Origin of the sequence: Shewanella sp. S1-58-MNA-CIBAN-0166, assembly GCF_040310085.1 — a bacterium.
Classification (GTDB): domain Bacteria; phylum Pseudomonadota; class Gammaproteobacteria; order Enterobacterales; family Shewanellaceae; genus Shewanella.
The window spans coordinates 102,258-114,308 of sequence record NZ_JBEOPN010000014.1; the positions used below are offsets into that span (position 1 = coordinate 102,258).

A 12,051-nucleotide genomic window follows, 5' to 3' on the forward strand; every position below is an offset into this window, starting at 1 on the left:
GACAGTTCAGCAGTAAATGTTACGCTATATTTTTGTTTGTATTCGGTATCTATTTTTTAAGGTAATTATGCGTGCAATCGTGATTGGATCGACAAAACATTTTTTATTTGCCGCATTTTATGGTGCTTTAGGTATTGGGTTAGCGTTAATTATTACTGCTGTTTGGATGCTTAATGCGCGGCCTAATTTATCATTATGGCACACGACACATCTAACCTCTGAATACCATCAACAGTCTGGTTTAACTGATTTTAGCCAATATTTACAATTAGAAGATAAACTTTTTGCTGAAGTAGAACAGCAAGTTTACCGTCAATATCAACCTGAAATAGCATCCCCTATTAATCGTTATGAGCGTAATAGCCTGTCTGATCCTGGGTTATGGCAACAAAATTGGAATCGTTCTTTCGAATGGAAAAACCCCCAAGCTGAGTTTGGCCTTTTATTACTACACGGCATGTCCGACTCACCTTATGTGATGTCGCATTTTGCGCAGCATTATCAACATCAGGCTTATGTTTTAGGGTTGCGCTTGCCAGGACACGGTACCATTCCGTCAGGATTAACCGACATTACTTGGCCTGATCTTGCTGGGGCGGTATCACTTGCTGTTGCCCGCTTGTCTGCCCAATTACCCGGTAAACCGATTTATGTGGTCGGGTTTTCGACAGGTGCTGCTTTAGCATTAAACCATGAACTTGAGAATATCAGTTTAGATAAGCCTACAAGCTTTGCCGGTATGGTCATGTTATCACCAGCCATTGGTCTTGCTCCCATTGCAGCAGGCGCTTATTGGCAAGCTAAACTGGGTAAATTACTCGGCCAAGATAAACTGTATTGGAACAGCATTCAAACGGAATATGATCCCTTTAAATATCGGTCTTTTGCTGTTAATGCTGGCGATGTTGTATATCAGTTAACTCAGCGTAACCAGACCTTATTAGCGTCATTATCGCCGCAACAGTTTGATGCTATTCCTGCAATATTAACGTTTCAGTCAGTTGTTGATGATACGGTCTCTTCACTTGCTGTGGTTGATTTGCTATATCAAAAATTGCCGCTAAACAAAGGCCATCAATTGGTGCTCTTTGATGTCAATAGGACGAAGAGTAACAACCAATTACTGTTTCAAGATCCACTGGCGACTTTTGCTCCATTTTGGCTACCAAAGCAATTACCTTACCGTTTAAGTTTGGTTGAAAATGATCCGCAACGGGATAATCATGTTCAAGTCAGGGAGCTAGCTGATAAATCGATAACCGATGATGTGTTAGCGTTAAGTTTAACTTGGCCTAATGATGTGTATTCTTTATCTCATGTGGCGTTAAGTTTTCCGATTGAAGATACCCTTTACGGGCCTCTACCAGGTATTGATTCGGATAAAATCCAAATTGGCAGAGCAATTTATCAAGGTGAACGGGGCATTTTCAGTGTGACGGCCGATGACATGTTGCGTCAGAAGTGGAATCCATTTTATCCTTATATGATGACTCGCATTGATGAGTTTACTCAAGGGCATCAATCTGAGTCACCATTAGACAGTAAACCAGTAAACATTAGTCGCTAATGATGCTAATAATTGTTTTATTACGTCCCTGTTGTTTTGCTTGGTAGAGATTATCATCAGCGACTTTAATCCACTTATCGAGTTCAGCTTCATAATCAGCACTGGCCGTAATAGCACCAATACTGACCGTCACGTTGAATGACTGTTTATCTTCGGGTGAGGTGATTTCTAATTGCGACAGTGCTTCTCTAAAGCCATTGAGATGGTGTTCAATATGTAAGGTATTGGACAAAGGCAGAATAAGCAAAAATTCTTCTCCGCCGTAACGGGCCACAATATCAATGTCGCGTTTAAAGTATTTCTGCAATAAATGCGACACGTTCCGCAAGCACTCATCTCCAGCTAAATGGCCATAATTGTCATTTACTTTTTTGAAGAAATCTAAATCAAGCAATACAACAGTAATGGCCTGATCGCTTCGCAAACAAAAATCCACTAACTCACCAAATTTACGTTCAGCATAACGGCGATTATATAAGCCAGTTAACGGATCTCTATCAACCAGTTCTGTGAGTTTTTTGTTGGCCTTTTCTAATTCCGCGGTACGATTAGCCACTGTCTCTTCTAATTCGACTTGATGCGCGATGAGTTGTTGCTTACTGGCTGCTAATCGTTGATACAGGTTGAATACTTCTCTGGGTGAACTATCGTCAATTGCCGAGGTTTTTTCTGGACTTGAATATGACTGACTGAATTGATTGGCGACAGCTTCTAATGGCACCGTTAGCAACGCGCTGAGCTTTTTTGAAATATAGAAGGTACCCAATAATGCAATCAACAGCATGATAAAACTACTGAACATTTGTTCTTCAGCGAGTTTTAGTAGCGGCGAAAATTCTTTTAAAATATACACTGTCCAACCATTATCGAGCTCCCGGTGAGCATACATATATTCAGGCACAATTGAGGTAGTATTGTGAATATTGATTAACTCAAGATTGGCACGATACACACCTTTATTTATTGCAAAATTAAATTGTGAAAGTGGTTTTAAACCGAGTTTTTTGGAAGCATAAATAATTTGATTTTGTTCATCAACCATCACTATAGATTCATCTTCGGTATATTCATTAACTTGATCAATATGTGAAAAATGAGTTAAATCAAGCGAACCTTCTACTATTCCTGCTACTTGTGTGCGTTGCTCATCGAGATAAAAGGGAGCGCTCATGGCAATAATCGCGTCATTACCAAAACCGCGGCCCAGAAAGGCAGATGATACGAATAGGCGCTGGTTATAGAATGACTCAATAAAATAATCTCTATCGTTAATGTTGATACTTTGTTCTGGTAATTGCTGTGTTAATAGTCTTGATACTGGGCTTGCTGCCACAATATTGGCTGCCGGATTGGCGATCAACATACTGATAAAACCGGGATAGTTTTGATGTGAACTTGATAAAATGCCTTGCCATTGCTCTGGTTTATCGGCAACTAAATCTAATTGACTTGCTGTATTTTGGATCACGGTTTGATGGTTTTTGATATAATTTTGTGCTGAGGTCGATAGGTGGGCGACCGCTTCCGTCATGTTTTGTTTTAACATGACTTGTTGACGTTCTAAAAAATAAAAATTAAAGATTAACGCTGAAAACAATAATGTTAACGTCACCATTAAGGTGAAGAAATAAGTCAGTTGCGCGCTTAATTGTCTACGGTTGCGGTCTTTAACTTTGTCTTTTAAAAACCATAACTTTGGAATAGCTAAAATAAGTAATGATGCAATACTGGTATATATCAGTCCGTTGATGCCTTGCTTTGAAATAATAAAGCCTAAGTGAGATGGCGGTATATCCATCAATAGAACCACATATAAATACACCATTGGTGCACCTATAAATAACCAATAAGCGGCATCGGCATATAAGGCATAGATATCACGGCGTCTGGCATAGCCTAAAAATAATGCTTCAAGCCCAAAAAATAAGTAAACATGCGGGCTATCCCATATCAACATTAATCCTGTTGATGCCATCATTGCGGTCAAAAATGCATACCAAGGCCCTAATAAAACAGCAGCAATGACAGTCACCGTGTTACCTAATACAAATTGCACGTTAGCAAAAAATTGTATCGGGTAACAATTGATGAACAATCCTATTACTCCCAAGATAATCGAGAATAAAAGGTGTTGTTGATTAATGCGAGGCAATGTCAAAAAAATATCCTTATTATTTGTATTCTAAAAAGATTTATTCCTATCTAAGCATTTATCTCAGGAAATAGAACAGATTTCAACGCAAACGAAGTTTTTTTTACTCACAAATATTCCTTTTTATCTTTTGTGATGCAGATCTCAATCTTTTAATGGCGAAATCTTGTTCGACCTTGGTCTAATTAAATTGAAAAACAAGAAGTTCATTTCAATTCATTATTTCTCAATCATCTGATTTATATGCATTTTAATATTTTACGTTAACGTTTGTTAATCAAGTACGACTAAGGTCTTGATTGTGATGGCCCCCTGAATTGCTAAATTAACAATGGCTTTACAAAAAATAACTTAGGGGAGTCGCAATGAGTTTCGAAAATAACGATAAGGCAGCGGGTTACTGGCGTGAGAATTTACGTTTAGTACTTAGCTTGCTTGCAATTTGGGCTGCAGTGTCATTTGGCTGCGGTATTCTATTAGTAGATGTGTTAAACGAAATTACCTTTATGGGATTCAAACTGGGTTTCTGGTTTGCGCAGCAGGGTGCAATGTATGTATTCGTGGCGCTGATTTTTGTTTATGTGGCGAAAGCTAATACATTAGACAAAAAATACAATGTTCAGGAAGACTAAGGGGCACTAAGATGGATGTTCAAACACTAACATATTTAATTGTCGGCGCGACTTTTGCGCTGTACATCGGGATCGCCATTTGGACTCGTGCTGGTTCAACTAAAGAGTTTTATGTTGCAGGTGGTGGTGTTCACCCTGTTCTAAATGGTATGGCAACTGCAGCCGACTGGATGTCAGCAGCATCGTTTATTTCATTAGCCGGTATTGTATCTTTTACTGGTTATGATGGCTCAGTTTATCTAATGGGTTGGACCGGCGGTTATGTGCTATTAGCATTATGTATGGCGCCTTATTTACGTAAATTTGGTAAATTTACGGTTCCGGACTTTATTGGTGATCGCTACTACTCTCAGACGGCACGTACTGTCGCTGTTATTTGTGCCATCTTTATTTGTTTTACCTACATTGCAGGCCAAATGCGTGGTGTTGGCGTAGTGTTCTCTCGTTTCTTAGAAGTTGACGTAGAAACAGGGGTGTACATTGGTATGGCAGTCGTATTCTTTTATGCTGTATTAGGTGGCATGAAAGGGATTACTTACACACAGGTAGCACAATACTGCGTTCTTATTTTTGCCTTTATGGTTCCTGCTATCTTTATCTCAGTAATGATGACAGGTCACATATTACCGCAAATTGGTTTTGGCGCTGAGATGATTGATGCCGCAGGTAATGGTACGGGGGTGTATTTACTCGATAAGCTCGATGGATTATCGGCAGAACTCGGGTTCTCCCAATATACCGAAGGCTCCAAGTCGATGATAGATGTGTTCTTTATTACCGGTGCATTAATGTTTGGTACAGCAGGCTTACCGCATGTGATTGTTCGTTTCTTTACTGTTCCTAAAGTAAAAGACGCGCGTATTTCTGCGGGCTGGGCTTTAGTATTTATCGCTATTATGTACACCACTATTCCTGCATTGTCTGCTTTCTCTCGCGTTAATATGATTGAAACCATCAATGGACCAGAATCAACTGGCGTGCCTTATGAAACTGCGCCAACTTGGATTAAAAACTGGGAAAAAACGGGTTTAATCACATGGGACGATAAGAACAACGATGGCAAGATTTTTTACACCAATGGTGAAAAAAATGAGATGAACATTGACCGCGATATTATGGTTCTTGCCACGCCTGAAATTGCCAATCTTCCAGCATGGGTTATTGCATTAGTTGCCGCGGGTGGTTTAGCTGCAGCATTGTCTACATCTGCGGGTTTATTACTGGTAATTTCAACCTCTGTGTCGCACGATTTACTCAAGAAAAATCTAATGCCGGATATTTCGGATCAGAAAGAGTTAATGTATGCACGAATAGCTGCTGGTTTCGGGGTTGTTATGGCGGGTTACTTTGGTATTAATCCTCCAGGATTCGTAGCCGCGGTGGTGGCCATTGCATTTGGTCTCGCAGCAGCCTCGTTATTCCCTGCTATTATCATGGGGATTTTCTCTAGAACCATGAATAAAGAAGGTGCTATTTCAGGTATGGTGATCGGGCTATTATTTACTGCTAGTTATATCGCCTACTTTAAGTTTATTAATCCTGCATCGAATACATCTGAAAACTGGTTATTTGGTATTTCACCAGAAGGTATTGGTATGGTGGGAATGATGGTTAACTTTGGTGTCGCTTTTGCTGTCAGTAAAGTTACTGCTAAAATTCCTGACGAAATAGTCGCAATGGTTGAGTCTATTCGTTTCCCTAAAGGGTCAGGCGAAGCACACGATCATTAAACTGCTGTAATCAACACTGTTTAAAAAGAGCGCTTAGGCGCTCTTTTTGTTGGGCTTTAGTCCTATAGCAGATAAGCGAAACGCTTTGTTATAGTGATATTGTTCGCCCATGCACAATAGGGAAATGATTAATGGATGCCAGTGAGTTACAACCCGTAGAGCAGTTTTTAGCAGCACATTCGCCTTTCGACACGCTACCTAAAGATAGTATTCAATATTGTGCGAGAAAGATTAGCGTCGGTTATTACAGTAAAGCGTCTGCCTTTGTTGAGTTCGATAAAGACAATCCGAAATTGTACATTGTGCGCAGCGGTGCATTTGAAGTGCGCGATCCTGAAGGTGTATTGGTTGACCGTGTTGGCGAAGGAGAATGTTTTGGTTTTTCCACCTTATTATCGGGTGAAAAGGTCATTAATAAAGTGGCCATTTTAGAAGATGGTTTGGTTTATCATTTACCACAATCAGTATTTGCCCAATTACGTTCTGAACATCGCAGCTTTGATCAATTTTTTGCTCGTGCTTTTGCTAAACGCTTACGCAATGAAACTAAATTTACCGCTAAAGACTTGACCACGACTAGCCGTATTACTTCAATTATGTCATCTCAGCCCATTATCATCGACGCTCATGCCAGTGTTATGGATGCGGCTAAATTAATGCGTGAACACCGGGTCTCATCGGTGCTCGTTATCGATAATCAAAAATTAACCGGTATTTTGACTGGTCGAGATTTACGTAATCGAATTATCGCAGAAGGTTTAGATGTCAATACGCTGGTGAGTCAAGCCATGACCATCAATCCCGTGACAACTCATGCCAACGCGCTAGTATTCGAAGCAATGTTGGCGATGAGTGAACATAATATTCACCACTTACCTGTGGTTGATGGAAGCCGTGCGTTAGGGATGATCACTAGTACTGATATTTTGCGTTCGCAAAGCTCACAACCTCTACTGCTTATTGGCGAAATAGGCCGGCAAGCGAATATAGAGAAACTTATTCAAGTGAGTAAGCAAATCCCGCTACTATTACAAAATTTAATCAGTGCCGATGCTAGAGCTGAAGAGATAGGTAGAGTATTAACCTCGGTAACTGATGCATTAACGCGTCGGCTGATTGAATTGAATCAACAGATTTTAGGTCAGGCACCAATGGCGTTTTGTTGGTTGGCTTTTGGTTCCCAAGGCAGGCAAGATCAGGTTGCTTGTTCTGACCAAGATAATGGCTTATTGCTGGCACATGAACCCGATGAATTTGCTGGTGCTTATTTTGAAGCATTAACAAAAGCGGTATGTAAGGGCTTAGATGAATGTGGTTATATTTATTGCCCCGGTGACATTATGGCGCAAAATCCCAAATGGCGCTTGTCACTGGTGAAGTGGAAAGGGCTTTTCTCTAGATGGGTAAACACGCCGGAACCAAAAGCTTTAATGCATGCCAGTATATTTTTCGACATGCGCCCAGTGTTTGGGCCATTGAGTTTATTCAGTGAACTGCAAGATGATGTTTTAGCCGCTACACAAAATAACGATATTTTCCTTGCCGGAATGGCGGGAAACTCGTTAACTGAATCACCGCCATTGGGCTTTTTTAGGAAGTTTGTCCTTGAGCGTGATGGTAGTGAAGTGAAAGGTATGGATTTAAAGCATAAGGGCAGTGCATTAATTAATGACATTGCCAGAGTGTATGCCTTAAGTGCAGGTATCAAAGAGGTTAATACTGCTAAGCGGATCAGAGCGTTAATGGACGCTAATATTATTAATCGTAAAGATGCACTTAATTTGGCGGATGCCCATGAGTTCATTGCGCACATGCGTCTAGCTAATCAAGGTTACCAAGCCACCAATAATTTACCAGTGAACAATTATCTTAAACCACAACATCTTTCTTCATTAATGCGTCATCAGCTTCGTGATGCATTTAAAGTGGTGCACGATGCACAAGCAGGAATAAAGCTTAAGTTCATGAGGAGTTTCTAGTGGTCAATTTTTGGTGGGTAAAAACGGTGTTGTGGCGTAAAAAAATGACCACTTTACCGTCGCCATTAAATACATATTTAGAAGCAATCACGCCGGCATTAACAACCCTATTTCTAGATGCTCCATTGATGGCGATTGATCTTGAAATGACTGGCTTAGATCCAATCCATGATCAAGTCATCAGTATCGGTTTGGTACCAATTGTCAACGGTGTCATTCCGCTTGAAAAAGCACAACATATGATGATATCCATTAGTGGCAGTGTGGGTCATAGCGCGACGGTTCACGGTATTGTGGATAATCAATTGCATATGGCATTAACGTTAGCCGAGGCAATTGATTGGTTTTTATCACAAACCAAGGGCTGTATTTTAGTGGCGCACCATGCACCATTAGACATACAGTTTATTCAGCAGCAGTTGATACGCTGTTTTGGTCAATCAATTCCGTTGGTATTTATCGATACGTTGGCCATAGAAAAAAAACGTTGTTTAATGCAACAATCGGTATTGAAAGAAGGCTCGTTACGCTTAAATGCAAGCCGTGAACGTTACCGTTTACCCGTTTATTCTGCTCACAATGCGCTTATTGATGCATTATCTTGTGCAGAGTTATTGTTGGCTCAAGTGGCAGCGATGGGAGATATTAAAAAGTTGTCGGTTATAGACTTAATTAATGTATTTCGCTAGAAAAGAAAAGCCAGTCATCGAGACTGGCTTTTCTATTAAACGCACAATACTGCTTATTCTGCGTTTTTAGCTTTATTGAAAAAATAATCAACCGCAGGTTTAATCAATTCAAGTGCGGTTTTATCGCAAGGCGGTAATGCTGCATCACTGGTGTTAATTGGCGTGGTGCGTTCGCCCCATTTTAGCAGTAAGGCAGCCGAGGTTAATCCAGCACCAAACGCACAAGATAGAATCGTTTGATTGGCTTCAATTCTACCTTGAGATAACGCATCACAAATCGCAATCGGGATAGTGGCAGCCGATGTATTGCCATAATCAGCGATATTGACGAAAGCTTTTTCTTTTGGAATTTTCATTCGGCTTACTAAAGTATCAATAATACGTTCGTTTGCCTGATGCGGAATAACAAAGTCGACATCATCGATGTTGATACCACATTTGTCTAATACCTTATTACTTAAACTTCCCATGCCATGAATCGCACGTTTAAACACATCTTGACCATTGATATGAATGTAAAAATCCAATGAGTCATTGTCAAATCTATCCATCTGGGTGCCAAAGTTAGACTTTAAAATATCGCGACCTTCAGGATCGTTATTTAATTCATAACCTAATACGCCACCAGGTTGGTCACTGGCTTCTAGCACAACAGCACCAGCACCATCACCAAATAACACAGCGGTTTCACGTCGAGACCAATCAAGGTAAAAAGATAAACGTTCAGCGCCAATAATGAGAATTTTCTTACTCTGGCCGCTTTTTATCATTGAGCTAGCTAAGCCAACGCCATACAAAAATCCACTGCAAGCAGCGTTAATATCAAATGCACCGCAGGTAGCGCCAATATTTGCCTGTACCGTAGACGCAATATTTGGGATCAAGGTATCAGGGCTGGCGGTGGCTAGAATAATTAAATCTAATTCACTGCCATCAATCCCTGCAGCGGCAAGTGCATGCTTAGCTGCAACCGACGCCATTTCAGAAGTATTGACGTGACTGATGTTACGCTTACTAATACCAGTACGTGTTTTAATCCATTCATCCGTCGTTTCCATGAATGTGGCTAAATCTTCATTGGTCAATGTTGCGGGCGGAACTGACTTCCCCCAACCGGTAATGTGTGCATACTGCATAAGAAGTTCTCTCAATACGTTTCAATAGTTAATTAAATTTATTTACAAAAACAACAGCTTAAAATTAATCTGTTGATATTAAATGCTTAAATGGTCATGACTAAGATTTATTATTGTTATTATGACTTAATCTTTTGTTCTACCAGTTTCGTGATTGAAGCCGAAGCATGCAAGATATGCTCACGCAGCAAAGTAGTGGCTTTTGCGATGTCACGTTTTTTACATAATTCGAGTAACACTCGATGTTCTCTTTCGGCGATAGGGATCCCGCCAGTAAATAACAACTGCAGACGAATATAGCGATCGCAATTGGTGTTTAAACCGTTAACCACTTCCATTGTATGAGGTCGATTAGCCGCTTGGTATAAACGAGTATGGAATCGAGTATTAAGCTCACTCCAACTTGCTACTGATTCTTTCAGTTTAAATGCCAATTCAAGTTTAACCAGTACGGCTTCAGCTTCGGCAATATCATTGTCAGATAGGTTAGGGATGGCCTTAGCCAACAAATCCGATTCGATCATAGCGCGCAATTCAAATAATTCAGTGACTTGCTCAACAGATAACAATGTTGCCGTCGCGCCTTTATGCGGTTCGAAATTAATTAAGCCTTCAGCTTCTAACTGAACTAACGCTTCACGAACGGGAATGCGACTTACATTTAACTGTTCTGCAATAGCAGACTGCCTGAGCGGTTCTCCTCCTTGTATATCACCAGAAAGGATCCGTTCTCTGAGCGCCTCTACAACAAGTTGCGTACGCGTTTTATGAATAATAGGAGGTATATTGCTCATGTATTCTATAATAATCACTAATTTCTTCGAGCAAGGGTAACGCTTAGCCGCCGCTTTATAAAGTGAAACCTATACAATTATGCAGATTAAGCTCATAAAATGGCGGTAAATAAACAAATTAATAAAAATATTCAGATTATCTGGCCCCAAATTCATCTCAATGGGATAATCGACACAAGAAAGAGTTTAAGGAGTGTTAGGTTGAATAAAGCAGTATTTCTCGATCGTGATGGTGTGATCAATAAAGACAATGGTTACGTTCATACAGTGGACGACTTTGAATATATCGACGGTGTATTTGAAGCGTGTCTTGCATTAAAGCAAATGGGTTACCTATTAATAGTGGTGACCAATCAATCCGGCATTGCTCGTGGCATGTACAGTGAAGATGATTTTCATCATTTAACGGAATGGATGGATTGGAACTTTGCCGATAAAGGTGTCGAACTTGATGGTATCTACTATTGCCCGCATCATCCACAAAAAGGCCTAGGTGGATATAAGCAAGATTGCGATTGCAGAAAGCCAAAACCCGGCATGATGCTCGATGCTGCAGAATTCTTGAAAATCGATATGAGCCAGTCTGTAATGGTGGGTGATAAAGCTGATGATATGCGCGCAGCAAAAGCGGCTGGCATTAACACTGCCATTTTGGTTCGTTCAGGTAAAGTAGTAGACGAAGCCGGAGTTGAACTTGCCAGTGCAGTGGTTGACAGTATCGCTGACGTTCCGAGTCTGCTAAGTCAATTACTCGCAAAATAATAGAATCGCCAATGCAAAGCTATCATTTCAACTGTTCATATATAAGCTTTCACCGACTTATATATGAACAGAGATTTTCAGTGTAACAATTACTTAGTTTTAGACTTTCTCTTCCTTTATATACTAGTCAGCATATTTTTGTTGCTAACAAACCCCTAATCCAAATAAAGATATGTCATCCATTAACGCCAAATCGTTCGTGCTACTAAAAGTTGCTACGAAGTTAACATGAAATTAACGCCGTTTCAGTTATGTTTTGGTCTCAACAAGCTAAATTAGCCACTTAAACCACGCTGAGCCGCATAATAAGCCTTATATAGGTAGATAAAATAAATTTGCTGTTCGTTGTAGCGAGCCATTTATGGTTATAAAGTCAGCAAAAACTTCAATAAATATGGCTTTAAGTTCAAATAGTATGCAGTTGGGTCGTAATAGTCATAAAAACCGTAGAAAGCTCTTGCGCTATAAAAAGTTTTCCCTATAATACACCCCACTGACACGGAACGCAGCGTCTAACGCTAGTTACCAGGTCCGCTCTTTAACAATTTATCAAGTAATCTGTGTGGACATTCACAGGTATTGAGTTATTCGAAATTGTCTTCTGTTCTTC

At 40.2% G+C, this 12,051-nt stretch carries 9 protein-coding genes; 6 read left to right on the top strand and 3 right to left on the bottom strand.

Annotation, left to right across the window (positions count from 1 at the left end):
- Positions 1–67: 67 nt before the first annotated feature.
- The gene (locus tag AAEY99_RS10700; protein ID WP_350979292.1) at positions 68–1,567 is read left to right on the top strand and encodes an alpha/beta hydrolase; all 1,500 of its coding nucleotides are present in this window, start codon (positions 68–70) and stop codon (positions 1,565–1,567) included.
- On the opposite strand, the gene AAEY99_RS10705 is transcribed toward AAEY99_RS10700, so the two are convergent.
- Positions 1,557–3,725, bottom strand: coding sequence for a diguanylate cyclase (locus AAEY99_RS10705; protein WP_351010445.1), 2,169 nt, complete (start codon positions 3,723–3,725; stop codon positions 1,557–1,559). The two genes, AAEY99_RS10700 and AAEY99_RS10705, sit on opposite strands and share 11 nt — an antisense overlap.
- 359 nt (positions 3,726–4,084) lie before the next feature.
- On the opposite strand from AAEY99_RS10705, the gene AAEY99_RS10710 reads away from it, so the two are divergent.
- From AAEY99_RS10710 to AAEY99_RS10725, 4 genes are all read left to right on the top strand, one after another.
- Positions 4,085–4,351, top strand: a complete 267-nt coding sequence (locus tag AAEY99_RS10710) for a DUF4212 domain-containing protein (protein WP_011637017.1) — start codon at positions 4,085–4,087, stop codon at positions 4,349–4,351.
- 11 nt (positions 4,352–4,362) lie between these two features.
- A complete protein-coding gene (locus AAEY99_RS10715; RefSeq protein ID WP_101088178.1) occupies positions 4,363–6,081 on the top strand; it encodes a sodium:solute symporter family protein in 1,719 nt (572 codons plus the stop codon).
- A gap of 131 nt (positions 6,082–6,212) precedes the next feature.
- On the top strand, positions 6,213–8,060 hold the full coding sequence (locus AAEY99_RS10720) for a DUF294 nucleotidyltransferase-like domain-containing protein (protein ID WP_351010447.1): 1,848 nt from the start codon (positions 6,213–6,215) through the stop codon (positions 8,058–8,060).
- Positions 8,060–8,749 (top strand): exonuclease domain-containing protein, encoded by a 690-nt coding sequence (locus AAEY99_RS10725; protein WP_351010448.1) that lies wholly within the window; start codon positions 8,060–8,062, stop codon positions 8,747–8,749. Before AAEY99_RS10720 ends, AAEY99_RS10725 begins: the two co-directional genes overlap by 1 nt.
- A 53-nt stretch (positions 8,750–8,802) precedes the next feature.
- On the opposite strand, the gene AAEY99_RS10730 is transcribed toward AAEY99_RS10725, so the two are convergent.
- Both AAEY99_RS10730 and AAEY99_RS10735 read right to left on the bottom strand, forming a co-directional pair.
- Positions 8,803–9,885, bottom strand: coding sequence for a ketoacyl-ACP synthase III (locus AAEY99_RS10730; protein WP_101088184.1), 1,083 nt, complete (start codon positions 9,883–9,885; stop codon positions 8,803–8,805).
- A gap of 119 nt (positions 9,886–10,004) precedes the next feature.
- Positions 10,005–10,679: a GntR family transcriptional regulator gene (locus AAEY99_RS10735; protein WP_101088186.1), complete on the bottom strand. Its 675-nt coding sequence runs from the start codon at positions 10,677–10,679 to the stop codon at positions 10,005–10,007.
- A 201-nt stretch (positions 10,680–10,880) separates the two neighbouring features.
- On the opposite strand from AAEY99_RS10735, the gene gmhB reads away from it, so the two are divergent.
- The gene (gene gmhB, locus AAEY99_RS10740; RefSeq protein ID WP_350979295.1) at positions 10,881–11,441 is read left to right on the top strand and encodes a D-glycero-beta-D-manno-heptose 1,7-bisphosphate 7-phosphatase; all 561 of its coding nucleotides are present in this window, start codon (positions 10,881–10,883) and stop codon (positions 11,439–11,441) included.
- Positions 11,442–12,051: the final 610 nt, after the last annotated feature.